At 64.4% G+C, this 24,194-nt stretch carries 22 protein-coding genes, 1 tRNA gene and 1 pseudogene; 8 read left to right on the forward strand and 16 right to left on the reverse strand.

The window, feature by feature from the left end; genetic code table 11:
* Positions 1–279 precede the first annotated feature (279 nt).
* The 4 genes from AC1TPF_RS20305 (at position 280) to AC1TPF_RS20320 (ending at position 3,801) form a co-directional block, all read left to right on the forward strand.
* The gene (locus tag AC1TPF_RS20305) at positions 280–729 is read left to right on the forward strand and encodes a DJ-1/PfpI family protein (protein ID WP_482145112.1); all 450 of its coding nucleotides are present in this window, start codon (positions 280–282) and stop codon (positions 727–729) included.
* Between the two features lie 215 nt (positions 730–944).
* On the forward strand, positions 945–1,466 hold the full coding sequence (locus AC1TPF_RS20310; protein ID WP_482145113.1) for a methylated-DNA--[protein]-cysteine S-methyltransferase: 522 nt from the start codon (positions 945–947) through the stop codon (positions 1,464–1,466).
* Between the two features lie 120 nt (positions 1,467–1,586).
* Positions 1,587–2,405 carry an Fpg/Nei family DNA glycosylase gene (locus AC1TPF_RS20315; RefSeq protein WP_482145114.1) on the forward strand — a complete coding sequence of 273 codons (819 nt, stop codon included), beginning with the start codon at positions 1,587–1,589 and terminating at the stop codon, positions 2,403–2,405.
* A gap of 73 nt (positions 2,406–2,478) precedes the next feature.
* Positions 2,479–3,801 (forward strand): flavin monoamine oxidase family protein, encoded by a 1,323-nt coding sequence (locus AC1TPF_RS20320; RefSeq protein ID WP_482145115.1) that lies wholly within the window; start codon positions 2,479–2,481, stop codon positions 3,799–3,801.
* Positions 3,802–3,865: 64 nt separating this feature from the next.
* On the opposite strand, the gene AC1TPF_RS20325 is transcribed toward AC1TPF_RS20320, so the two are convergent.
* Positions 3,866–3,939: transfer RNA gene (locus AC1TPF_RS20325), tRNA-Pro, on the reverse strand.
* A 190-nt stretch (positions 3,940–4,129) separates the two neighbouring features.
* Here AC1TPF_RS20325 and AC1TPF_RS20330 point away from each other — a divergent pair.
* The 3 genes from AC1TPF_RS20330 (at position 4,130) to AC1TPF_RS20340 (ending at position 6,568) form a co-directional block, all read left to right on the forward strand.
* Positions 4,130–4,585, forward strand: a complete 456-nt coding sequence (locus AC1TPF_RS20330) for a helix-turn-helix domain-containing protein (protein ID WP_482139818.1) — start codon at positions 4,130–4,132, stop codon at positions 4,583–4,585.
* A complete protein-coding gene (locus AC1TPF_RS20335) occupies positions 4,582–4,932 on the forward strand; it encodes a DUF4180 domain-containing protein (RefSeq protein WP_482139820.1) in 351 nt (116 codons plus the stop codon). The genes AC1TPF_RS20330 and AC1TPF_RS20335 overlap by 4 nt, the downstream gene beginning before the upstream one ends.
* Before the next feature lie 64 nt (positions 4,933–4,996).
* On the forward strand, positions 4,997–6,568 hold the full coding sequence (locus AC1TPF_RS20340; protein ID WP_482145116.1) for an HNH endonuclease signature motif containing protein: 1,572 nt from the start codon (positions 4,997–4,999) through the stop codon (positions 6,566–6,568).
* A gap of 58 nt (positions 6,569–6,626) precedes the next feature.
* On the opposite strand, the gene der is transcribed toward AC1TPF_RS20340, so the two are convergent.
* The 15 genes and pseudogenes from der to AC1TPF_RS20415 all read right to left on the reverse strand — a co-directional run bounded on the left by der (position 6,627) and on the right by AC1TPF_RS20415 (position 23,258).
* A complete protein-coding gene (gene der / locus AC1TPF_RS20345) occupies positions 6,627–8,054 on the reverse strand; it encodes a ribosome biogenesis GTPase Der (RefSeq protein ID WP_482139824.1) in 1,428 nt (475 codons plus the stop codon).
* The gene (cmk, locus tag AC1TPF_RS20350; protein WP_482139959.1) at positions 8,051–8,719 is read right to left on the reverse strand and encodes a (d)CMP kinase; all 669 of its coding nucleotides are present in this window, start codon (positions 8,717–8,719) and stop codon (positions 8,051–8,053) included. Before cmk ends, der begins: the two co-directional genes overlap by 4 nt.
* A 26-nt stretch (positions 8,720–8,745) precedes the next feature.
* Positions 8,746–9,792 (reverse strand): annotated as a pseudogene (locus AC1TPF_RS20355) (pseudouridine synthase); the annotation flags it as partial.
* Positions 9,793–10,694: 902 nt separating this feature from the next.
* Positions 10,695–11,498: an SMC-Scp complex subunit ScpB gene (scpB, locus tag AC1TPF_RS20360; RefSeq protein WP_482145117.1), complete on the reverse strand. Its 804-nt coding sequence runs from the start codon at positions 11,496–11,498 to the stop codon at positions 10,695–10,697.
* Positions 11,491–12,453, reverse strand: a complete 963-nt coding sequence (locus AC1TPF_RS20365; RefSeq protein ID WP_482145118.1) for a segregation and condensation protein A — start codon at positions 12,451–12,453, stop codon at positions 11,491–11,493. Before AC1TPF_RS20365 ends, scpB begins: the two co-directional genes overlap by 8 nt.
* Before the next feature lie 2 nt (positions 12,454–12,455).
* A complete protein-coding gene (locus tag AC1TPF_RS20370) occupies positions 12,456–13,352 on the reverse strand; it encodes a ParA family protein (protein WP_482139961.1) in 897 nt (298 codons plus the stop codon).
* Positions 13,353–13,490: 138 nt separating this feature from the next.
* Positions 13,491–14,417, reverse strand: a complete 927-nt coding sequence (gene xerD / locus AC1TPF_RS20375) for a site-specific tyrosine recombinase XerD (protein ID WP_482145119.1) — start codon at positions 14,415–14,417, stop codon at positions 13,491–13,493.
* 16 nt (positions 14,418–14,433) lie between these two features.
* A complete protein-coding gene (locus tag AC1TPF_RS20380; protein WP_482145120.1) occupies positions 14,434–15,081 on the reverse strand; it encodes an NUDIX domain-containing protein in 648 nt (215 codons plus the stop codon).
* Positions 15,078–16,844, reverse strand: a complete 1,767-nt coding sequence (locus AC1TPF_RS20385; RefSeq protein ID WP_482145121.1) for a CTP synthase — start codon at positions 16,842–16,844, stop codon at positions 15,078–15,080. The genes AC1TPF_RS20380 and AC1TPF_RS20385 overlap by 4 nt, the downstream gene beginning before the upstream one ends.
* A gap of 233 nt (positions 16,845–17,077) precedes the next feature.
* Positions 17,078–18,001 carry a copper transporter gene (locus AC1TPF_RS20390; RefSeq protein ID WP_482139835.1) on the reverse strand — a complete coding sequence of 308 codons (924 nt, stop codon included), beginning with the start codon at positions 17,999–18,001 and terminating at the stop codon, positions 17,078–17,080.
* Positions 18,002–18,087: 86 nt separating this feature from the next.
* Entirely contained in the window at positions 18,088–19,275 is a 1,188-nt protein-coding gene (gene steA, locus AC1TPF_RS20395) for a putative cytokinetic ring protein SteA (RefSeq protein ID WP_482139837.1), read from the reverse strand.
* Positions 19,276–19,367: 92 nt separating this feature from the next.
* Positions 19,368–21,143 (reverse strand): DNA repair protein RecN, encoded by a 1,776-nt coding sequence (gene recN, locus AC1TPF_RS20400; protein ID WP_482145122.1) that lies wholly within the window; start codon positions 21,141–21,143, stop codon positions 19,368–19,370.
* The gene (locus tag AC1TPF_RS20405) at positions 21,143–22,138 is read right to left on the reverse strand and encodes an NAD kinase (RefSeq protein ID WP_482139963.1); all 996 of its coding nucleotides are present in this window, start codon (positions 22,136–22,138) and stop codon (positions 21,143–21,145) included. The genes recN and AC1TPF_RS20405 overlap by 1 nt, the downstream gene beginning before the upstream one ends.
* Before the next feature lie 5 nt (positions 22,139–22,143).
* On the reverse strand, positions 22,144–22,962 hold the full coding sequence (locus tag AC1TPF_RS20410) for a TlyA family RNA methyltransferase (protein ID WP_482145123.1): 819 nt from the start codon (positions 22,960–22,962) through the stop codon (positions 22,144–22,146).
* Between the two features lie 11 nt (positions 22,963–22,973).
* Positions 22,974–23,258: a hypothetical protein gene (locus AC1TPF_RS20415; RefSeq protein ID WP_482145124.1), complete on the reverse strand. Its 285-nt coding sequence runs from the start codon at positions 23,256–23,258 to the stop codon at positions 22,974–22,976.
* Positions 23,259–23,309: 51 nt separating this feature from the next.
* On the opposite strand from AC1TPF_RS20415, the gene AC1TPF_RS20420 reads away from it, so the two are divergent.
* Positions 23,310–24,164: a shikimate 5-dehydrogenase gene (locus tag AC1TPF_RS20420; protein ID WP_482145125.1), complete on the forward strand. Its 855-nt coding sequence runs from the start codon at positions 23,310–23,312 to the stop codon at positions 24,162–24,164.
* Positions 24,165–24,194: the final 30 nt, after the last annotated feature.

Consider the following 24,194-nt stretch of genomic DNA (forward strand, 5'->3'; position numbering starts at 1 on the left):
TTGAACATCGACGCTCGAAGCATGCAACGTCGCGAATGCGTGGAGCGTAACAGCAAAGAAGCCGCATTCCGGACAAGAACAGCTTATCTGGCACAATTCTGTCCCACTGACGGGATTCAGACCTACGCCCGTTTAACCCATGGAACTAGATTCCTTGTTGCACAGTCGATCTCGTCTGACGCGGTTCGGGTAAATGCGGTCAAGCCTCGCTTTCACGCCAGTCAATCAAAGAGATCTAATAGGTCCGTTGTTCCCAGAATCGGGCGGTAATGTCGTCGCATGCCCCAACGCACAGTGTCCATTGTTTTGTTCGACGGCTTTGAACTGCTCGACGTATTCGGTCCGGTCGAGTTGCTCAGTGTTCTGCCGGACGAATTCGACGTCAGCTTCCTCGGGCCCGCGACGCGGCCGATTGCCAGCTCCCAGGGCGTGACTGTCAATGCGAGTCGTACATACGACCACGCGCCACCTGCCGACATCATGCTCATCCCCGGAGGGATCGGAACCCGATCACTGGTGTCGGACAACGATTTCCTCGACTGGTTGCGCCAGTACGCGGCGCAATGCCGACTGGTGACGTCGGTATGTACGGGCTCTGCGGTGCTTGCGGCTGCCGGGCTCCTCGACGGGTACCAAGCCACCTCGAAACAAGGTGGCGTTCCGATGGGCACAGGAACACGGGAACACGGTGACGTGGCTCCCCCGTGCCCGCTGGGTGCAGGACCGTGATCGCTGGACCTCGTCCGGTGTCGCGGCGGGCATGGACATGACCGCAGCTTTGATCGGCTCGCTTTGCGGCGCGGAGACGGCTCAACGAGCCGCCGATCTGATCGAACTCGAAATCCAAACCGACCCGACGCACGATCGATTCGCGGACGTAAACGGACTCTGATTTGAAATAGCTGGCGTCTCGTCACGAACTTTCGAGACTATCCTCGGCCCACATGACGCACGAAGATGAGCGGGTTGACGGGATCACCTCGGGCTCGCTGTCAACGCCCATCGGCTCGATCACCCTTGCCAGTAGCGGCGAGGCGATCGTGCGGGTGGCGTGGCGGTGGACTCCTCCGCCATCGAGAAATGCGCCCGATGATCATCTACTTGTCGAGGGGCTTGCCCAGCTCCAGGCCTACTTCGACGGGAACTTGACCGAGTTCGATCTTCCGATCGACATGCACGACATGTCCGACGTCGCCCGAGCCGTCCTCACCACACTCGAGAAGACCGCGAAGCGAGGAGCGACGATCACCTACGGCGAACTCGCAGCGCGGAGCAGTACCGGCGTCTCCGCGCGAAGCATCGGCACCATCATGGGCGTCAACCCTGTGCCACTGCTCATCCCGTGCCACCGAGTGGTCGCCGCCGATGGCCTGGGCGGCTACTCGGGCGGCGACACCGGGCAAGGCCTGCAGACAAAACGATGGCTACTCGACTTCGAGGGCGCGACTCCGCCCACGCTGTTCTGACCACGAACAGCCACAGCCCGAGGACCAGACTTGGAACGCGCGCTCACCGATCGTGATAGCGCCATGCTGAGCACCCGCGACTTCCGCACATGAGTGCGCCGCGCCGGGTATACCGGACGAATGCCGGAACTTCCCGAGGTCGAGAACGCCAGACAGGTCGTAGAGAAGGCGCTGAACCGGGTCATCGTCGATATCGATGACACCGACACGTTCGAGTGTCGACCGCACCGCCCGGGTGAGATCGCCCGGGCGCTGAAGGGCGGCAGGCTCACCGAAGCCCGTCGTCGCGGCAAAGCCATGTGGTGCGAGACCGAGACCGCGGACGGGTCAGCGGGTCCCAGGCTCGGCATCCACCTCGGTATGGGCGGGCGCATCATCGTCACGGCGCCCGACGGTGAGCAGACCTCGATCTACGGCGGCGGCGATCCGCACGTCGGTGAGCGGGACACCGACAAACCCGAGTGGACGCGCTTCGCCATGACGTTCGATGACGGAGGCCAACTCCGACTCTTCGACAAACGCCGCCTCGGCCGCGTGCGCCTGGAACCCGATATCGACGCACTCGGCCCGGATGCCGCGGAGATCTCGCGCGAGGACTTTCGGCATCGGATCGGTTCCAGCGGAGCGCCTCTCAAGGCCAGGCTGCTCGACCAGGCGGCCATCGCCGGGATCGGGAACCTGCTCGCCGACGAGGTCCTGTGGCAGTGCGAGCTGTCGCCGACACGCCGCGCCAAGACCCTGAGCACCGACGACCTCGACAACCTACGTGTTGCCCTGCGCCGTGCCATCCGATCCGCTACCAAGAAGGGCGGCGTCCACACCGGGGAGATCATCCCGTATCGGAAGACCGGCGCCGTGTGCCCCCGGTGTGGGGCGCCGATGTCACGCGGCACCGTCGGCGGGCGCACGACATGGTGGTGTTCGCGGGAGCAATCGTGAGCAACTCATCAGAAAGGCAGCAGCCGGCACCGCGGCTGGTATCGCATTCACGCACCGACAGATCGGAACTCCGTTGACAGACTTCGACACACTGATCGTCGGCGCCGGTATCGCCGGACTGACCGTCGGGCGAATCCTCGCCGACAACGGCCAACGGGTGGCGATCCTGGAGGCCCGAGACCGCCTCGGAGGGCGCGTGTGGACCTCCCGCGCTGACGGTGAGGTCGTCGACTACGGCGCGTCCTGGATCCACGGGGTCGATGGGAATCCGGTTGCCGATGCCGTCAAGGCCTTCGGTATGCGCACGCTTGAGTTCACCGTCGGCAGCTATCAGCCCGATGGGCGGCCCATCGCCTACTACTCCCCCGCCGGCTCGCGATTGGGTGACGAAGCCGCCCAGCGTTTCTCGGCGGACATCCATTTGTTCAGCGATCAGCTGGCGACCACCATCTCTTCCGCGGAGCTGCACACCTCCTTCGGCGAGGCGGTGGAAAGCACCTTGGCGCAACTGAAGTGGGACGAGGACCGTTCGATGCGAGTCCGCGAGTTCCTGCAACACCGGGCCGAGGAACAACTGGGTGTGTGGATCGACGACCTCGACGCGCACGGTCTCGACGACGATGCGATCGAGGGCGACGAAGTGGTGTTCCCCGACGGCTACGACGAACTCGCCGTACAGCTGGCGAAGGGCCTCGATGTGCGACTGGACCACGTTGTCACCTGCGTGCGGTGGTCGCCGACCGGTGTCACCATCGAGACCGGCCGGGGACGTTTCTCGGCCGGCCGGGTTGTAATCACGGCTCCGATCGGAGTGCTGAAGTCGCCCGAGTTCGTGTTCGATCCGCCACTGCCCGAACCGCTCTCAGGTGCTTTGAATCGGCTGGAGATGAACGCATTCGAGAAGGTGGTCCTGCGGTTTCCGCAGAAATTCTGGGACGACGACGTCTATGCGATTCGCCGACAGGGCGAGGCCGGTCGGTGGTGGCATTCCTGGTACGACATGACCGCCCTGAACGGTTCACCGACGCTCCTGACGTTCGCGGCAGGCCCCTGCGCCAGAGCGACTCGCGAATGGTCGGATACGCGCATCGCCGACTCTGTTCTCGATGCATTGCGAGGGCTATACGGCGACCGCGTTGTGCAACCGGACCGGGTTCACGTCACTCGCTGGCAGGACGATCCCTACGCGCGCGGTTCGTATGCGTACATGACGGTCGGCTCGGACCGGCAGGATCACAATGTCCTGTCCACGCCGATAGACGGCGTGTTGCACCTTGCCGGCGAGGCCACCTGGACCGACGACCCCGCGACGGTGACCGGCGCGCTGAAGTCGGGACATCGGGCAGCAGAACAGATCCTGGGTCGCGTTGTGTCGTTCACGGAGATCTGGAGCTGATCCGTGCACGAAAAAGGCGGCTCCGGATTTCTCCGAAACCGCCTCTGACCTGCTCTGACTTCTGTCGGGCTGACAGGATTTGAACCTGCGACCACTTGACCCCCAGTCAAGTACGCTACCAAGCTGCGCCACAGCCCGTGGCACTCCCCGTTAAGGGCGCTGAATGAGATTACCTCAGGCACCACCCGCAGCGAAAGTCGCCTGGTAGAAGCCCTGTCGAGCCTCAGTCGTCAGCGCGCCGGGAAATCCAGCAGGTCCGACAATCACCCACATCAGCTCCTCCGACGAATTACCTAAACATCCCTATCTGTCTGTATATTGACCTACTGTGACACCGTCGAATTACCTGTCCGCCGACGAGGTGGCCGATGAGCTCGGACTGCATGTGCGAACCATCCGCGCATACATCCGTGATGGGCGGCTCCGTGCCGCCCGCGTGGGCAAGCAGTATCGGATCACCCGAACGGATCTGGCCGCGTTCGTCGCAGGTGCAGGTAACACCGTCCCGGGACCAACGGCCGAGTCACCTGCAGAAGCGGGGGTCACCGAGCACAGCACGGTTGTTGTCGACCTCGAGAACCTCAAACCAGGCGACTGGGACCGCATCGCCACAGTGCTCACCGCCGCGGCGGGCGGCCGGGACCGCGGTCACCCACTACGCCTGACCACGGCCCCCGGCCCCGACGGCCGCTCACTGAAAGTGATTGCGCAAGGCAGCATCAGCGACACCGCAGACGTCCTGATCCTGCTCCGCGACCTGACTGAAGGAGGCAACTTCTCATGACGATGTTCCAGCAGACCCAAAACGGCGATGAGCTGATGGTCTATCCCGCCACCGGTGAAACCGTGGCAGCTCTCGACGCCATCGGCGCAACGTGGGGACACAAGGTGGCAGCGGTCGCGATACCCATCAATCGTTTGCCAGAAGGCTTCCTGGACCTCAGTACGGGCGTCGCAGGTGAGTACCTCCAGAAGATGGTTCAGTACCGCGTTGTGATCGCCATCGTCGGCGACATCTCCACGGAGGTCTCACGCAGTGAGTCGCTGGCCGCGTTTGTGCGCGAATCCAACCGCGGTCGTCATGTGTGGTTTGTCGACTCGATCGGCGACATACAAGCCAGACTTGCCTGACTGCACCACCTTTGGAAAAACCCCTGGTCAAGGACTTGTCGGTGGGTGCTGATAGAACTGTTCCATGACCGCGGGGGTGGCAAATCTCATCAACCGTATCGAGGGCATGGCCCTTGATACGGAAGAGATCGTTGCTGTCCGTGAGATGTTGTCCCGCAGGCTTGTTGACGTATCGATCGCGAACCTGTCGGACAAAGAGACCGTCGAACTCGCCCAAGCGATCGAAACCCAAACCCGCCGTGATGAAGCCATCAAAATCCGCGTGGCGGTCGAGTTGCGCGAACGATCGGTGGCGGCAAAACAAGGGCTCAAGCACAACAAGTTTCTGCGGCAGCACTTGCGCGTTTCGGCGGCCCAGGCCAGTGCCCGGTCGAAAAGGGCTGAACGGCTGGGTGAATGGCACACCCCATCCGGCGAGGTGGTTGCACCGGTGTACCCGAACACGTGGTCGGCGTTGCGTGATGGTGCGATCGGAGTGGCGCACTACAACGTCATCGACGACACCTTGCGTAACCTGCCCGGCAGTATTCGCAGCAACCTCGAATTGTGGTCCGACGGAGAAAGGCTGATGGCCGAGGCCGCCCGCACGATGGATCCGGACGAACTGAAAAAGGTTGGTCTGCACCTACATGCCCATCTGAACCCGGACGGCGAGTTCGACGACAGCGACCGCGCGCAGAAGCGGGAGTTGTCGGTATCCAAGCAAGGCGCGGATCACTTGGCCGGGATCAAAGGCACTCTCGACCCGGCGACCAAAGCATTGTGGGATGTGGTGGCGGCGAAGTGGGCAGCCAAGGGCATGAACAACCCCAACGATCCGGACTCACCGACCGGCAACGCCGACAAGGCAGACAAAGACGCACTCCGCGCGGCAGCCGAGCGCGATACCCGCACTCCGGGACAACGCAATCATGATGCGTTCAAGAAGTTGATGGAAATGGTTGTCGGGCAGGGCAAACTCGGTACTCACCGGGGTCTGCCGGCGCAGGTCATCGTGACGATGACGTTGGAACAACTTGAACAAGAAACCGGTCTGGCCACCACCGCATCCGGTGGGGTGTTGGCCGTCAAGGACGCCCTGAAGTTGGCCGGAGTGAGCCGCAAGTTCCTGGCGTTGCTCGACGACAAGCATCGTCCGCTGTATTTGGGTCGTGAAGAACGCCTGGCCACCGCTGATCAGAGACTCGCTCTGATCGCCTCGGAGCGGGGCTGTTCTCGTCCGGGCTGTGATGCCCCGGCCTCCGAATGCGCGGTCCACCACATTCGGGAGTGGGCCAAAGGTGGTCGTACCGATATCACCGTGCTGACCCTGGTCTGCGGGCCCGATCATGCCCAGGTCAACGACGGTGATACCGGATGGATCACCGAAATCATCAACGCAGATAACGGCCCTCCGGGTTGGCAGGGCCGGGTCGGTTGGCGTCAACGCGGAAGCCTGGATCTGCCGCAGCCCAACAACACTCATTTCCCGGACAAATACTTCACAAACCCGGAGATGTGGAATCCGAACAGCGACGCGGACGCCGAATGGTTCCTGCAACGCGCCCGCACCGTGTTCGATAAGGAATCTGCCGAGGCGCAGGTGTTCAACATCGACTACGGATGGCGAAACTTCAAGTGGCTCAAAGTTGCCTGAACATAACCCTGCCCCGACCAACAATGTTGATCGGGGCAGGGGTGCAAGCTGTCTCGTCCTACTTCGTGCGCTCGCGCTTCTCGCGAACTCGGACGTTCACCCGAACGGGTGAACCGTCGAAGTTGAAGGCCTCACGCAGCTTTCGCTCCAGGAACCGGCGGTAGCCGGCCTCCAGGAAGCCCGTGGTGAAGAAGACAAACGTCGGCGGCCGGGTGGCAGCCTGGGTCGCGAACATCACGCGAGGCAGACGACCACCACGCATCGGTGGCGGCGTCTCCGCGATGACATCCTTGAGCCAGTTGTTGAGCTGCCCGGTCGAGATCCGCTTGTCCCATGACGCCAACGCCGTATCCAGTGCCGGCACCAGCTTTGCCACCGACCGACCGGTGTGGGCTGAGATGTTGACCGTCCGGGCCCAGGGCACGCGGGACAGGTCGCGGTCGACCTCCTTGGCCAACTGCAGTCGGCGATCCTCGTCAACCAGATCCCACTTGTTGAACGCGATCACCAGTGCGCGACCGGCTTCGATGATCATCGTCAGAACACGCTGGTCCTGCTCGGTGATCGGCTCCGACGCGTCGATCAGCAGCACCGCGACCTCGGCGGCCTCGATGGCCGACCGGGTACGCAGCGACGCGTAGAACTCATGTCCGCTCGACTGCGTCACCTTCTTGCGCAAGCCGGCGGTGTCGACGAAGTTCCAGACCCGTCCACCGAGTTCGACCAGTTCGTCAACGGGGTCGACCGTGGTTCCGGCGACATTGTCGACCACTGCACGCTCTTCACCGGTGAGCTTGTTCATCAGCGAGCTCTTGCCCACGTTGGGCTTGCCCACCAACGCAACTCGGCGCGGGCCACCCATCGTGGTGGATTCGCGGGGCGTTTCAGGAAGGGCTTCGAGGATCCGGTCGAGCAGGTCACCGGTACCGCGACCGTGGGCGGCGGACACCGTGAACGGCTCCCCCAGTCCCAGCGACCACAGGGCAGCCGCTTCCGATTCCAGCCGCTCGTCATCAACCTTGTTGGCCGCCAACAACACCGGAGTCTTCGAGCGCCGCAGCACCTTGGCCACAGCCTCATCGGTGGCGGTGGCGCCCACGGTGGTGTCGACAACCAGAACGATTGCGTCGGCCGTCTTCATCGCGATCTCGGCCTGGCGAGCCACGGACTGCTGCAGACCCTTGGCGTCGGGTTCCCAACCGCCGGTGTCCTGCACCATGAACCGCCGTCCGGCCCACGATGCCTCGTAGGAGACACGGTCGCGGGTCACACCGGGGATATCCTCGACCACCGCTTCACGGCGCCCCAGGATGCGGTTCACCAGCGACGACTTGCCCACGTTCGGGCGACCGACGATTGCGACAACGGGCACCGCCAAGGGTGCGCCGTCGACGCCGAGATCGGAGAGCTCTACGAGCTCGAAGTCGGATTCATCCGACCACATTCCGTCAGACGAGATTGCTGCCCCGTCAAAATTGTCACTCATGCTTCTACCCCAATCCGGTTGCGCGCCAACTCAACCAGCTTGGCGATCACCTCTTCGATGCCCATGTCGGTGGTGTCGACCTGTACGGCATCATCGGCCGGCCGCAATGGCGACGTCGGCCGTGTCGAATCCAGATGGTCCCGACGGATCACGTCCGCGAGCACCGTCTGGTAATCACTGTCAATTCCTGCGGCGAGGTTCTGATCATGCCGCCGTTGCGCACGAACCTCAGGCGTTGCGGTCAGGTACACCTTGAGCGTGGCATCGGGGAACACAACGGTCCCGATGTCTCGGCCCTCGAGCACGCTGAGTCCGTTCTGTGCCAGATCACGCTGCGCCTGAACCAAACGAGTACGCACCGCGGGCACGGCCGAGACGGCCGACACCGCGCGAGTCACCTCGTCGCGACGAATCTCATCAGAGACATCCTCGTCGTCCATCAACACGACCTGCTCGGTCGGACTACTGGTGACGGAAATGCGCACACCCTCAGTCGCTTTGTCGATCGCGTCCGGATCGTCCAGTGCCACACCCGCCCGCAGTGCGCGCAGGGTCGCGACCCGATACATGGCTCCGGTGTCGATGTAGTTTGCGTCCAACGCGATTGCCACGCGGCGCGCCACACTCGATTTACCGGTTCCGGCCGGACCATCGATGGCGATCACACCGGACGTGATCGCCCCTGGGCTGGTCACAATCCCACCGCCTTGTAGAGCGCGCCGATCTCATCGTTGCCCATGACCCGCAAGGTGCCCGGACGCTGTTCGCCGATGTTGACTGCACCGATGTCGGTGCGCACCAGTCGAATAACCGGGAAGCCGGAAGCGTCAAGGATTCGACGGACGATGTGCTTACGGCCTTCGTGCAGCGTCAGACGGAGCAGCGAAATGCCCTGGTTCACATCGAGCAACGCGAACTTGTCGATCTTGGCCGGGCCGTCGTCGAGCTCGATACCGTCGCGCAGGGTGCGACCGAGGTTGCGATGCACCTCTCCGCGCACGGTCACCATGTAGGTCTTGGGAACCTCGAACGACGGGTGCATCAAACGATGCGCCAGCTCACCATCATTGGTGAGCAGGATGAGTCCTTCGGTTTCGGCGTCGAGGCGTCCGACGTGGAACAGCCTCTGTCCCGACATGACGCGCTCGGCCACCAGGTCACCGATACACGGACGGGCGAACTCGTCGGACATCGTCGACTGCCAGCCCTTGGGCTTGTTGAGCGCGAGGTACTGATGTTCCTCGTTGACCACCACACGGGATCCGTCAACGCGGACCACCGCAGTCTCGGGATTGATACGCAGACCCTGTTCGAGGACGATTTCACCGTCGACCTCGACACGACCAGCCGCGATCAATTCCTCGGCACCGCGCCGTGAGGCGACTCCGGCCTGCGCGAGCACCTTCTGCAGACGCAATCCACCCTCGACATAAGTGGCGCCATCTTCCGAAGCATCCAGCGGATTCTGGTCGCGGGCAGGTTTTGCGTTGTTCAGCCGAGCCTGGCCGCTCTTCGCGTCAGGGGCCGAACGAGCTCCGCGCTCCGGGTTGAAGCCCTTGCGATGAGTCTTCTTGAATCGTGCTTCGGCGGCACCCTTGGTCGCCTTTCCCGCGGGCCTTCCGCCGGTCGCGTTGCCGCTGCGCTCAGTGCTCGGGTTCGCGGTCCGGTCACCGGTCGGACGACCGAAGTCTTCGCCGCTGGGCCGCGAGCCACGCTCGTGAGCGGGCTTTTCACTCCGCTCGTATGCCGGTTTTCCACCACGCTCGTACGACGGCTTTTCGCCACGCTCGTACGACGGCTTGCCGCCACGATCATGCGATTGGTTTCCATAACGCTCACCTGTCGGCCGCCCGCCACGATCGCCGGTGGGCCTGCCACCACGATCGCCGCCGCTGGACCGACCGTCACGCTCGCCCGAAGGCCGACCGCCGCGATCACCGAAGCTGGACCGTCCGTCGCGGTCTCCGGTGGGCCTGCCACCACGATCGCCGCCGCTGGACCGACCGTCACGCTCGCCCGAAGGCCGACCGCCGCGATCACCGAAGCTGGGCCGTCCGTCGCGGTCTCCGGTGGGCCTGCCACCACGATCGCCGCCGCTGGACCGACCGTCACGCTCGCCCGAAGGCCGACCGCCGCGATCTCCAAAGCTGGGCCGTCCGCCACGATCTCCTGTGGGGCGTCCACCGCGCTCGCCGCCAGTGGGCCGTCCACCGCGCTCGCCGCCAGTGGGGCGTCCGCCGCGATCACCGCGGTCACCCGTAGGTCGACCACCGCGTTCACCGTCTGGCCGTCCGCCGCGTTCACCGAAGCTGGGCCGTCCGCCACGATCTCCCGTGGGGCGTCCACCGCGCTCGCCGCCAGTGGGCCGTCCGCCGCGCTCGCCGCCTGTGGGGCGTCCGCCACGGTCACCCGTAGGCCGACCACCGCGTTCACCGGTGGGCCTGCCGCCACGATCTCCGGTGGGTCGACTGCCACGCTCGGAGTAAGGCTTGGGGTCACGGTCGTCGAACGACCGTCCGCCCTCACGAGGAGCTCGCCCTTTGCCTTTGTTGTTGTCTCTGTCCGGTCTGCCGTCTCGGCTAGCGGGTGCCATTCTCTATCCCTAATTCCCGTCGTATTGATCGATCTGCAATGCGCAGCTCAATCGTCGTCGACGGTGATGTTGTTGGTTTTGTACTTCAAGTCTGACGGGTTACCTGCCAGTTTGGCGAATCGCGGGTCGCTGATGATCTCATCTCCGAGGGCGTCGATGACGTCCACGTCAGGTAGCAACGGCGCGAGATCCGGTAACTCGTCCAAAGAAGCCAACCCCAGACGTTCCAAAAATAGTTCCGTCGTGCCGTACGTCACTGCGCCCGAATCGGAGTCCGTTCCGACTTCTGCAAGCAGTCCGCGCGCGAGCAACGTGCGGACCACACCGTCGACATTGACCCCGCGCACCGCACTGACCCGCGACCGGCTGACAGGTTGGCGATAGGCCACCACGGCCAGGGTTTCGAGCGCCGCGCGTGTCAGCTTCGTCCGCGCGCCGTCGAGGAGCAGCCGCTCCACATAGGGCGCGTACTCGTTGCGGGTATAGAGCCGCCAGCCGTCGCCTGCGTAGCGAAGATCCATGCCACTGTTTCGGTCGGTCAGTTCATTCGACATCTGCCGCAGCATCGTCTGAACCCGCGAAGTCTTCTCTTCGAGCACCGACGCCAGCTGATCAGTGGGCGCCGGTGTGTCTGTCACGAGCAACATCGCTTCGAGTGCCGACCGGAGTTCGTCGTCGGCGAGGAGGTCTTCGACCGGGAGGTCGTCATCCGACGTGTCGGGAGCATCGTCCTCGGACAGAGCATCGGCCAACGCATCCGACACCTCGTCGACGTCGGGCACAGGAGTCTCTTGCGGCTCTTCAGCCGGCACTTCTTCGGCCGGTACTTCTTCAGCCGGTAATTCAGCCATAGTCTTCGCCCTTCTCGACGATCACTTGAGCGTCTACGAGTTCGCCTGTCCAGGTCACCAACAACGATCCGAGGGCCTCGGGCTGTTCGAACGCCACGGCCCGCTCGCGGAACAGCTCCAGTAGTGCCAAGAATCGGGCCACCACCTCGAGGCCGCTACCGCATTCGACAACCAGATCGGTGAAGCTCACCCACACCCCGGCACCGGCGTGCCGCAAGATCTCCCCTATCCGCAACGCGTGCTGAGGTACCGACACCTTTTCGATGTGCAGATGCCCGAGCCCCACCTTCGGAACCGGTTTGGGTGTCATCGCGGCCACCGCCACCTCGGCAAACACCGCCGGACTGACACCGATGGTCACCTCGGGCAGCAACGACTCGAATCGGGCTTCGAGCGAGACACCGCGCGGGTAACGTTGCAGCGCAGCAGCTTCCAGCTCCGAAAAGAGCATCGCGACCTGTTTGTAGGCCCGGTACTGGAGTAGTCGCGCGAACAGCAGGTCGCGGGCTTCGAGTAACGCCAGGTCCTCGTCGTTCTCGACCTCACCAGAGGGCAGCAGACGTGCGGCCTTCAGGTCGAGCAGCGTCGCCGCCACCACCAAGAACTCCGTGGTCTGGTCGAGTTCCATCTCGGCGCCGAGGAGCTTGGTGTAGGCGATGAAATCGTCGGTCACCTCATGCAAAGCGACTTCGGTGACGTCGAGGCGGTGCTGGCCGATGAGGTTGAGGAGCAGATCGAACGGCCCCTCGAAGTTCGTCAGCTTGACCTGAAACCGCGATTTCCCGGTAATCACGGGCTCTGTCACGGGCTCTGTCACGGGCTCCGCCAGGGGCTCTGTCGCGGGCTCGGGCGCAGGCGTCGCTGCCGCCGGATCAACTCCTGGCGTGTCATCTTCCGGCGTCTCAACCTGAGAGGACCCGATCTCTGAAGGCTCGGTCTCTGAAGGTTCGGTCATCTCTAGCGCGTGCGGTGAATGACTTCGCGGGCCAGTGCCCGATACGCCTTGGCGCCGCCAGATTTCGGTGCCCACGAGGTGATGGGTTCACCGGCGACACTGGTTTCGGGGAATCGCACGGTCCGGCTGATGACGGTGTCGTAGACCTTGTCGCCGAACACCTCGACCACGCGCTGCATCACCTCGCGGGAATGCAGGGTGCGGGCGTCGAACATCGTCACCAGGATGCCGCCGAGTGTGAGCCGCGGGTTGAGACGGTCGCGAACCTTGTCGATGGTGTCGTTGAGCAGCGCCAGTCCACGCAGGCTGAAGTACTCGCACTCCATCGGGATGAGGACTGTGTCGGCGCAGGCAAGCGCGTTGACGGTGAGCAGTCCCAGCGACGGCTGGCAATCGATGAGCACGTAGTCGTAGCGGTCGAGCAGCGGATGCAGCGCGCGGCCGAGTGTGTGCTCACGGCCCACCTCGTTGACCAACTGGATCTCCGCCGCAGACAGGTCGATGTTGGAGGGCAACAGGTCCATGCCTTCGACCCGGGTCCGCATCAGGACATCCTCGGCCGAGAGCTGCGGTGGGACGAGCATGTTGTGGACCGTCAGGTCGAGTTCATGGTGCGGCACGCCGAGGCCCGCAGACAACGCGCCCTGGGGGTCGAGATCGACCAGCAGCACCCGACGGCCACATTCGGCCAGCGCAGCACCCAGGTTGATGGTCGACGTGGTTTTACCCACGCCACCCTTCTGATTGCAGACAGCGACCACCGTGGCAGGACCATGCCGATCAAGCGGCGTCGGTTCGGGCACCGGACGCAGTTCGCGACCGGTCGGCCCGAGCTCTCCGGGTGCGCTGGGCTTTTCGCGGTCAAGTTCCTCTACACCGCGTGGCGGCGCCGAGATCATCAACTGATTCGCATCACGCCCGCGCCCGTATTCAGGTGGCTGCGGCGTTGTCACACCCAGAGCCTAGTGGGTCGGCGCGTCGGCGCTGTGGAGGCTCACCGCTACGAGGGTCCGCAGCCTGATATTGACGGTCCGGACTCATCGAGCGCGCGGGTGCGCGAGGGCGTACACCTCACGCATCGTTCCGACGGTCACGAGTGTGTAGACCTGCGTGGTGGTCACCGACGCATGCCCGAGCAACTCCTGCACCACGCGGACGTCCGCGCCACCGTCGAGCAGATGCGTGGCGAAACTGTGTCGCAACGTGTGCGGTGATACCGCCTTGTCCAATCCGGCCCGCTCGGATGCATCGACCAGAACCTGCCAGGCGCTCTGACGACTGAGCCGGCCGCCGCGCGAGTTGAGGAACAGCGCCGGGTTGAACTTGGAGACGAGCGCGGGCCTGCCGCGCACGAGGTAGGCGTCGAGTGCGGCGATGGCCGGACGCCCCACGGGCACGTTCCGCTCTTTGCCACCCTTGCCCCGCAACACCACGGACCGGGACTCGGTATCGATGTCGTCGACGTCGAGGGTGACCGCCTCCGAGATACGGGCACCACAGCTGTACAGCAGTTCGAGCAACGCCCGGTTCCGCAATGACCTCGGATCGTCCGCAACGTCCTCACCGCCGCTGGCGGCCAGGATCGCGAGCACCTCGTCGACCGGGAGGCTCTTCGGGAGCCGGCGCGGCGCCTTGGGCGGAGCCACACCATGCGCGACGTCGTCCGGCACGATTCCCTCGGCGGCGGCGAACTTGTGAAAACCTCTCGTGGCCACCAGGGTTCGCGCGATCGAGCTGTCGGCCAGCGGCGGCTTGCCGTTGTCGGCATCACCGCGGCGTAGCGTAACCAGAAACTCTCGGATGTCTGCCTCGGTGACGTCGGTGAGCGCATCGATCCCACGCGAGCTCAGATACTCCTGATACCGCCGCAGATCCCGGGCATAGGACTGCAAAGTGTTACGCGCCGAACCTCGTTCGACCTCGAGGTGGTCCAGGTATACCTGCACCTGATCCGCGAGGCTCATGAGGTTCGGCGCGCGTTCACGATCGACCGGCCCCGTCGCGCTCGGCCTTGCGGTTGGCGAACGCCACCGGACGGTCGGTCCAGGGCGCGTCGACATCACGCAACGGAATCGACTGTGACCGTGTGGCGGACAGGGCCAGAATCCCGGCCGCGGCCGTCGCGTTGACGATCTCGCCCGACAAGATCTGTCGCACCGCATCATCGAGCGACACCCAATGCAGCGTCATGTCGGCTTCTTCGTGCTCCGGATCCGGTTGCGGCACTTCCGTTATCCCGGTGGCCAGATACACCCGCAGTGCCTCGTCGGTGAATCCGGGTGAGACGTCGATGTCCACCAGGACCTGCCACGCAGCGGCGGCAAGCCCGGTCTCCTCGAGCAGTTCCCGCCGGGCCGCGTCGACGGGACTCTCCTGCGGGCCCCCGTCGAGCAGGCCCGCAGGGAGTTCGAGAAGACGCCGGCCGATCGGATGGCGGTACTGCAGCACCATCGCGATCTCGTCCTGATCGTTCACCGCGACCACCGCCACCGCACCGTGGTGTTCGACGACCTCACGCTTGGCGGTGGTCCCACCCGGCATCGCGACCTCGTCGACGCGGAGCGCAACAATCGCCCCGTCGTAGTGAACGTCGGTTCCGAGAGTCCGGAACTCGTGACGCTCGCTCAAATGCCGGCCTCTTTGGCGCCGGCCTCGGCAGCGGTCACGTCGAGAACGGAATCGAGATCGGGATCGACTTCTTCGTCACCGTGGACATTCACCGGGAGACGCTCGGCCATCTTGTACCGCAGCGAGGCCCGCACGAATGCGCTGAACAACGGATGCGGACGCGTCGGGCGGCTCTTCAGTTCGGGGTGGGCCTGTGTGCCGACCAGGAACGGGTGAACCTCACGCGGGTACTCGACGAACTCCACGAGGTGGCCGTCCGGCGAAGTGCCCGAAAACACCAGACCGCTTTCGGCGATCTTGTCACGGTAGCTGTTGTTGACCTCGAAACGGTGCCGGTGGCGTTCTGAAACATCTATGGAGCCATAGGCATTGGCCACAACCGAACCGCGCTCCAGCGTCGCCGGGTAGGCGCCGAGCCGCATTGTTCCGCCGAGATCGGCCTCACCGGCGACGGCGTCTTCCTGATCGGCCATCGTCGAGATCACCGGGTACGGGGTCTCGGGATCGAACTCCGTGGAGCTCGCATCAGCAAGCCCTGCGGTACGCGCGGCCTCGATGACGATGCACTGCAAGCCCAGGCACAGTCCCAGGAGTGGGACGTTGTGGGTGCGCGCATATCGGACGGCGCCGACCTTGCCCTCGATACCGCGAATTCCGAATCCACCGGGGATCAGGATGCCGTCGACATCGGCGAGCGCTGCCTGCGCTCCGGCGTCGTCGGCACAGTCGTCCGACTGCACCCAGACGACGTTCACGCGAGCCCGATGTGCGAAACCGCCGGCGCGGATGGCCTCGGTCACCGACAGGTACGCGTCCGGCAGTTCGACATACTTGCCGACCAGCGCGATCGTGACCTCTTCGCGAGGCTCATGGACCCGCTTGAGCAGTTCGCCCCACACGGTCCAGTCGACGTCCCGGAACGGCAGACCGAGCTTGCGGACGACGTACGCATCGAGCTGCTCGGCGTGCAGCACCTTGGGGATGTCGTAGATCGACGGCGCGTCCGGTGTCGAGATGACGCCTTCGATGTCGACGTCACACATGAGCGCGATCTTGTTCTTCAGCGCCTCGGGGACGTCGCGGTCGCAACGCAGGATCAGCGCGTCGGGCTGGATACCGATGCTGCGCAGCGCGGCGACCGAGTGCTGGGTGGGTTTGGTCTTCAGCTCACCCGAGGGTGCCAGGTACGGGACCAGCGACACGTGGAGGAAGAACACATTGTCCCGGCCCACGTCGTGACGGATCTGACGTGCCGCCTCGACAAATGGCTGTGATTCGATGTCGCCGACCGTGCCACCGATCTCGGTGATGACGACGTCGGGGATCTGGCCGTCGTTGTCGGCCTGGCCCATCGCCAGGATGCGGCGCTTGATCTCGTCGGTGATGTGCGGGATCACCTGCACGGTGTCACCGAGGTATTCACCGCGACGCTCTTTTGCGATGACGGTGGAATACACCTGTCCGGTGGTCACATTCGCGAATCCGGAGAGGTCCCGGTCGAGGAAGCGCTCGTAGTGGCCGACATCGAGATCGGTCTCCGCGCCGTCTTCGGTGACGAACACCTCACCGTGCTGGAACGGATTCATCGTTCCCGGATCAACGTTGAGATAAGGATCTAGTTTTTGCATCGTGACGCGCAGTCCGCGCGCCGTGAGCAACTGGCCGAGGCTCGAAGCCGTCAAACCTTTACCGAGCGACGATGCAACGCCCCCGGTCACGAAGATGTGCTTTGTGCCTGACCGCACATGACGTAATGGACGCAACGCTTCTCCCGTTAGTACTGCGGCAAGAAATCCTTGCCTACCTACGGGACTCCACGGTAACACCAATGGCCGGGTTTCTTGCTGTTGACACGACGCGTCGGTTGCCCAGAATCGGGCGATGCAGACACGAACGCCACGTGCCCTGCACCCAATGTGGCGCAGATGACACGTGGCGTCGTCTGCAGGTCCTTCGGTCAGATCTCCAGGTCGTTCACATCCAGCTCAGATCCGGCTCAGCTCTCCGGCGCGATTGCGGTGGCGCCGGGGCCGGTGCCATAGGCGCCGTGCTTGTTGCCGAGCTCGTCGGTCAGCGCCAGGACGGCAGTGATCCGCCCCGTTGCCTGATTGACGTTGTCGACGGTGGAGACCTCTGCGTTCAACGCCGGGTCGGCCCGGACCACCGCGATCGGCGACGACCCCTCGGCCGAACCTGTCCGGCCCACCAGGACAGTACCGGCGCCACGCTCTGAGTAGGCGCCCGCAAAGCGCGCGATCACCTGTCCACGCGCACCGGAGTCATCGGCAAACTTGTTGCCTGTCACGATGATCGAGAGTTGAGCCGGCGCTACCGTACCTTCGGCGTAGTCGATGAATCCGCCTTGCTTGAGTGCTGCCAGACCGGCGTCGGTGGCAACGGAGTCGACCTGCGGCTCAGCCTCGTCCGGTGACAGATTGAGCAACAGCCCCAGCAGATCACCGGCGCGACCACCAGAGTCGGTCAATTCGGCGTTCAACGTGCTGCCTGCGGGTATCGACTGGTCGACGATCGAACGCATCTTCTCGGCGCTCTGATCACTCACGAACGTGTCCGTCAGTGCCACCTGTCCACTGAGGATCGCTCCCGACTTGTTCAGGTTGTCCTTGACCGCGGCCACATCACCCTCGTCGGCGCCCGGCGCGGTGATGATCAACACCGGACGATCGGTCAGGGAACCCGCCAACAATCGTCCCGCGATCGCGGTGTCGAAGTTGTTGGCGGCGTTGAGGTTGTTGGTCAGCTGCTGGTTCTCGTCGCGCAGCTCCTGCTCCCGCTCGTCCTGGGTGTCACTGGCCGATCCGAACGTGTCAGCAACAAATCCGGATCCCAGCACCACCCCGACGGCGAGGGCAAGGAACACCGCAACCAGCGAAATAGCGTGCTGGCGAAGCGAAATCACAAAAATCTCATTCCAAGGGTATTGGATCGGACCAGCCAGGGCGAACCCCTGCGGGTTCGGTGGAGGTCAGAGGTCAGTGGCGGCGATCATTCATTCCACACGCGCTGGACCCAGTCGGTGAGACGGTCCCACTGGTCGACGATCCAGTCGGTCACTTCCGAGCCATTGCTCGACATCATCACGGCAACGATCATGGCCACCAGTGCGGCCAGGATCAGCAGCGCGATGGCCGCGCCGGAAACCCGCGAACGGTACAGGGTGGCGACAGCTTTTGCGTCGACGAGTTTTGCGCCGACCTTGAGCCGCGTGAGGAAGGTCGATGGATTCGACTCCCGAAGGCTGCGGTCGAAGAACTCATCGATCGAGGCGGGGTGGCCGACGGTGACGATCAGCGCGGCTTCGTGATGGTTGACGAGCAGCAGCGCGAGGTCGGCTGCGGATCCGGCGGCCGGGAACGTCATCGCCCCGATTCCGAGGTCCTGGATGCGCTCGAGTCCCGGGGCATGGCCGTCCGGGTCGGCGGGCAGGACAACCTGGGCGCCGGACTTGAGTGTTGCCGCCCGCATCCCTTCGGGGTCGCCCACGATCAGGTCCGGGCGGTAGCCCATGTCCATGAGCGTGTCGGCGCCACCGTCAACACCGACCATGATCGGCTGGTACTCCTTGATGAACGGCTTGAGCCGCTTGAGGTCGGCCGCGTGATCGGGTCCGTCGGAGACGACCACGACGTGGCGGCCCTCGATGCGGATGTCGACATCGGGCACACCGACGCCGTCGATCAGGAGTGGCGACTCGCTGCGGATGAACTCGATGGTGTTGCCGGAGAAGGCCTCGAGGTGATCGACCAGACCGGTCTTGGCGTCGATCATCAGGTCGGCGATCTCGCGTTCGCCGAGTTCGGTGCCCTTCGCGAGCCTGCGCTCGCCGGAGTACAGGCCACCTTCGTTGACGCGGATCTTGGCGCCGTCCTTGATGCGCTTGAAGACCTCGACGCCGACATCGTCGATCAGGGTGATGCCCGAAGCTGCCAGCAGCTCGGGTCCGAGGTTGGGGAAACGACCGGAGATGGACGTCGAAGCGTTCACGACGGCCAGCACATCAGCGGCGACGAGTGCGTCGGCGGTGATGCGGTCCAGGTCGACCTCGTCGAGGATCACGATGTCCCCGGGGCCGACTCTGGACAGCAGTCGTTTGGTGTTCTTGTCGATCCTGGCGATACCGCTGATCCCAGGCAGAGTTTCGGTTGTGCGTGACAGCAGGGCAGGCATCCTCATGCGGGAAACACTGAACCACTACTCGACACTTTTGTTGGAGGCGCGCCGTAACACACGCCACTTTTGTCACACGAGCAACACGTGTATCGCGTTCAGAACGCCGCTTTCTCCTGCTCCGCGGTACCGAGAAGTTCCTCGGCGTGGGCCCGCCCCGTATCCGAATCACCCAGTCCGGCAAGCATTCTGGCCAACTCGGCTACCCGCTCGTCCCGGTCCAGGACAGCCACCGAACTCGTCACAGATGAAGCCTTGACCGATTTTGACCCCGACGAGGTCTGTTTTCCGATCAACAGGTGATTGTCGGCAAATGCGGCCACCTGCGGCAGGTGGGTGACCACAATGACCTGGTGTGCCTGTGCCAGGCGGGCGAGTCTGCGCCCGATCTCGACGGCCGCGCGGCCACCGACACCGGCGTCGACCTCGTCGAACACCATCGTGGAGCCGCCGCCCGGGCCGGCGAGGACCACTTCCAACGCCAGCATCACGCGGGAGAGCTCACCACCGGATGCCGATTTCGCGATCGGTCGTACCGGCGCCCCGGCATGTGCGGTGAGGCCGAACTCCACCTTGTCCGTGCCGTCCGGTCCGGCATGGACCTGACGTCCGTCGATCTCGAGGGACCGGCGATCGTTGCCGGTCGCATCGTCGGGCGACACACTGACCTCGAGTTGAGCGTCGCCCATGGCCAGGCCGGTCAGTTCGGAACTGACCTTCGTGGCCAATGACTTCGCGGCCTTCACGCGCACCTTGGTGAGTTTGCCTGCCGCCACACCGACGTCGTCGCGGGCTGCGGTCACCCGCGCCGCGAGGTCTTCCAGGGATTCGGAGGAGTCACCGATCTCGGTCAATCGCGACCGGGCGGCATCGGCCCAGGCGATCACACCGTCGATGTCCGGGGCGTATTTGCGGACCAGCGACTTCAGTTCGGCCTGACGCTGCAACAGCTGCTCCAGCTCTGCCGCATCGGTGGGTAGGCCGGACAGGAACCCGCTGAGTTCTTCGCCGATGTCCCCGACGACGCTGAGGGCTTCTTCGATCCGCGGCAGCAGACCACGCAGGGTGTCGTCGTTGGTCGTGCTGACGTTGGCTCGGGCCACACCCAGTCCGTCGAGCACCGAACCACCGAGTTGTCCGTCGGCGTCCGGGTCTGTGCCCGTGATGGCCACGAGCGCTGCGGCGGCCGCGGCACGCACGGTCTCCAGATCGCCGAGTCGGCGGACGGTTGCGGCGAGCTCCGCGTCTTCCCGGGGCTGCGGCGCCACCTTGTCGATCTCGTCCACGCCGAACCGGAGTCGGTCGGCTTCCTGTGCGATCTCCCGGGAATTGGCCTGTCGCTCACGGAGCTGATCGGCGAGCGTCACCCACCGCTCGCGCGCCTCGCGATACGCCTTGAGTGGTTTGGTCACCGCGCCGGCGGCAAAACGGTCGAGCGCATCGCGCTGATGTTCTGCGCGCAGCAACCGGAGCTGGTCATTCTGGCCGTGGATCGCCAACTGGCCGCTGGTGAACTGACCGAGCAGTCCGACCGGGACCGACCGGCCACCGAGATGAGCCCGGGACCGGCCATCGGCATTGACCGTGCGGACAGCGATCACCGTGCCGTCGTCGTCCAACTCGGCGCCGGATGAATCAAGGACCTCTGCGGCATCGGTCCCCGTTGTTCGGAAACGGCCTTCCACCACAGCCCGCCTCTGGCCGGTGCGGACGCGGCCTGGATCAGCCCGCGCACCGGACAACAGATGCAGGCTGGTGACCACCATGGTCTTGCCTGCACCGGTCTCGCCGGTCAGCACTGTCAGGCCTTCATGAAACTCGGCGCTGGCCTTGTCGATGACTCCCAGACCGCTGATCGAGATTTCTTCGAGCACTAGATTTGCCTTCCCCTCCACCCGGTGACCGGCAGTTCGAACTTACGCACCAACCGGTCGGCAAATGGATCGGAATCGATACGGATCCAGCGCACCGGCTTACGGCCACGGACGACCTCGATCCGGCCACCGGCCGGTACTTCGATGTTGCGGCGACCATCGCAGGCGACAAGTGCGTCTTGCCCACGTGCCATCACCTCGACCGCGACGAGCGAGCGCGGGCTGGTCACCATCGGCCGCGCGAACAGAGCATGGGCGTTCGACGGCACCAGCAGGATGGCCTCGAGATCAGGCCACATCACCGGACCGCCCGCGGAGAACGCGTAAGCCGTGGACCCTGTCGGCGTCGACACCAGGATGCCGTCGGCACCGAATGCGGAGACCGGACGTCCGTCGACCTCGGTGATCAGTTCCAGAACGCCCTGCCGTGACTGGTTCTGGATGCTGACCTCGTTGAGAGCCCAGGTCTGGGCGATCACCCGCCCCTCGACCCGGATGCTGATGTCGAGCGTCATGCGATCTTCGATCGAATAATCGCGGTCGACGAGTTTGGTCATCACCTCATCAACCCGATTCGCCTCGGCCTCGGCGAGGAAACCGATGTGCCCCAAGTTGATTCCGAGCACCGGCACGGACAGTGGATGCGCGAGTTCGGCGGCCCGCAGGAATGTGCCGTCACCGCCGAGCACGATCACGACCTCGCAGCCTGCCGCCGACTGTTCACCGGCCGGAGTCACGGCGACATCGGCACCGATATCGCGCAGTTCTTCGAGGTCGAGGGGGTAGACGGTGCCCAGATAGGGCGGCCCCGGAGGTGCGGGCAGGATGTCGTGATCGATGACACGCAAGCCGATACCGGCGTCCGCGCACCGTTTGGCGATGACCGCCATGGTCTCGCGCACGATGTCGCGGCCGGTGTGGGCGACAACCAGGAACTCGCGTTCCGGCGTCTCCACCTCTACAACCGACACCTCTGCAACAGGGTCACCCGCCAGATCACTCACTGGGGCCCTTTCTCGATCGCCTCGGCAATTGCCATGCGCACATTGTCATCTACGACAGCGGGTTCGGTCTGCTTACGCAGCCAGAGGAAGTATTCAACATTGCCAGACGGGCCCGGCAACGGGCTGGCCACAACACCGAGCGTCTGCAGGCCGTGGCCCGCGGCGGTCTCCGCGACGGCAGTGACCGCTTCGGCACGAAGTGCGGCACTGCGGACCACTCCCCCGGATCCCACCCGGTCTTTGCCCACCTCGAACTGCGGCTTGACCATGGGCAGTAGATCGGCCCCGACGTTGGCGCAATCTGCAAACGCCGCCAGCACGAGGTTGAGCGAGATGAACGACAAGTCGGCCACCACCAGATCCACCGGACCGCCGATCTGCTCGGCGGTCAGGTTCCGGACATTGGTGCGATCGTGCACATGCACGCGCTCGTCGTTCTGGATGCGCCAGATGAGCTGGCCGTAACCGACATCGACCGCGACCACCTCGGCGGCACCGCGACGAAGCAGGACGTCGGTGAACCCGCCGGTCGAGGCACCCGCATCGAGGCATCGTTTGCCGGTCACGGAAACACCGAGCGGCTCGAAGGCCGCCAGCGCTCCGAGCAACTTGTGGGCACCACGCGAGGCCCAGCCCTCATCGTTGGTCTCTGCCACCACGATCGGTGCGCCGAGGTCCACATTGGTTGCCGGTTTGGAGGCCACCGTGCCGTTGACCTTGACCAGACCCGCCTCGATCAGGTCCCGTGCGTGGTCCCGGGACCGGGCCTCACCCCGACGGACCAGCTCGGCATCGAGGCGTGCCCTACGCGCCATTGCGCACACGCTCAGACACGATCGACCTTCTCCAGGGCGTCGGTGATCACCGTATGTGCTTGTTCCAGCAGGTGAGCCTGCTTGGCCAGCTGAACCAGCGCTTCACCGCCGGTGCTCTCGTCTGCCGTAGCAGCCACGTCGTCGGCCTGCTCGAGCAACGCGGCAACATCGCGCCTGATCGTGTCCGGATCGACGGCAGCAGCGGGTGCGACCGGGGCCGGGATGGGGCCCGGGGTCGGTCGGGGTCCGGGAGTTGGTCCAGGAGTTGGTCTGGGTCCGGGCAGGGGTTGGTTCATCGCCTGCCAAGGTTAGTCGATCTCGGGCCAGTTGATTGTTAGCGTCCAGTGATGACCTCCAACACCGGAACGCCTCCGGATCCGACCGCACCCGACGCTCGAGTCCTGCGCCGCGATACCCGGCTGTGCATCTCGTTGTCGGGACGGCCGAGCAACATCGGCACCAAGTTCCACAACTACCTCTACAACGCACTCGATCTCGACTACGTCTACAAGGCATTTCACACAACGGATCTACCGGCGGCGGTCGCAGGGATCCGGGGACTCGACATACGCGGCGCCGGGATCTCGATGCCGTTCAAGGAAGCGGTCATCGACCTCGTTGACGTGATGCATGATTCAGCGGCCGCGATCGATTCGGTGAACACCATCGTCAACGAGGACGGCACATTGCACGCCTACAACACCGACTATCAGGCCGCAGCAAATCTGTTGCGCAACAGCGGCATCCCCACCAGCAGCTCGGTTGCGATCGCGGGCAGCGGCGGGATGGCCAAGGCAGTGGTCGCCGCGTTGCGCGACGAAGGCTTCACGGACACCGTTGTGGTGGCGCGCAACGAGTCGACAGGAGCCGCGCTGGCGGAGCGATACGGCTTCACCTGGAAACCCGATCTGGGTACGCAACACGCCGAGCTGCTGGTGAATACGACGCCGATCGGGATGGCCGCAGGCCCGGATGCCGAGGGGATGCCGTTCACCGCAGCCGCGGTCGAGGCGGCCCACGCGGTCTTCGACGTGGTGGCGATGCCCTCACAGACACAGTTCATCACCGCCGCCCGCGGGAAGACGGTGATCACCGGCGCGCAGGTGATCGCACTCCAGGCCGCAGAGCAGTTCGTGCTCTACACCGGAGTGCGACCCACCGACGCACAGATCACCGCCGCCTCGGAGTTCTCCAGAGGCTGAGCGCGATCAGTTCTGTTCAGGCCAGATCAG

The sequence above is a fragment of the Williamsia sp. Y853 genome (assembly GCF_056786495.1).

Bases quoted from the DNA above. Each gene is read 5' to 3' on its own strand.
- der (WP_482139824.1), bottom strand. From the start codon at position 8,054: ATGAGTGACAATTTTGACGGGGCAGCAATCTCGTCTGACGGAATGTGG.
- AC1TPF_RS20340 (WP_482145116.1), top strand. From the start codon at position 4,997: ATGACCGCGGGGGTGGCAAATCTCATCAACCGTATCGAGGGCATGGCC.
- xerD (WP_482145119.1), bottom strand. From the start codon at position 14,417: ATGAGCCTCGCGGATCAGGTGCAGGTATACCTGGACCACCTCGAGGTC.
- AC1TPF_RS20370 (WP_482139961.1), bottom strand. From the start codon at position 13,352: ATGATCTCGGCGCCGCCACGCGGTGTAGAGGAACTTGACCGCGAAAAG.
- scpB (WP_482145117.1), bottom strand. From the start codon at position 11,498: ATGGCTGAATTACCGGCTGAAGAAGTACCGGCCGAAGAAGTGCCGGCT.
- AC1TPF_RS20315 (WP_482145114.1), top strand. From the start codon at position 1,587: ATGCCGGAACTTCCCGAGGTCGAGAACGCCAGACAGGTCGTAGAGAAG.
- steA (WP_482139837.1), bottom strand. From the start codon at position 19,275: ATGAGGATGCCTGCCCTGCTGTCACGCACAACCGAAACTCTGCCTGGG.
- AC1TPF_RS20415 (WP_482145124.1), bottom strand. From the start codon at position 23,258: ATGAACCAACCCCTGCCCGGACCCAGACCAACTCCTGGACCAACTCCC.
- AC1TPF_RS20420 (WP_482145125.1), top strand. From the start codon at position 23,310: ATGACCTCCAACACCGGAACGCCTCCGGATCCGACCGCACCCGACGCT.
- AC1TPF_RS20410 (WP_482145123.1), bottom strand. From the start codon at position 22,962: ATGGCGCGTAGGGCACGCCTCGATGCCGAGCTGGTCCGTCGGGGTGAG.
- AC1TPF_RS20335 (WP_482139820.1), top strand. From the start codon at position 4,582: ATGACGATGTTCCAGCAGACCCAAAACGGCGATGAGCTGATGGTCTAT.
- AC1TPF_RS20365 (WP_482145118.1), bottom strand. From the start codon at position 12,453: ATGACCGAACCTTCAGAGACCGAGCCTTCAGAGATCGGGTCCTCTCAG.
- AC1TPF_RS20310 (WP_482145113.1), top strand. From the start codon at position 945: ATGACGCACGAAGATGAGCGGGTTGACGGGATCACCTCGGGCTCGCTG.
- AC1TPF_RS20305 (WP_482145112.1), top strand. From the start codon at position 280: ATGCCCCAACGCACAGTGTCCATTGTTTTGTTCGACGGCTTTGAACTG.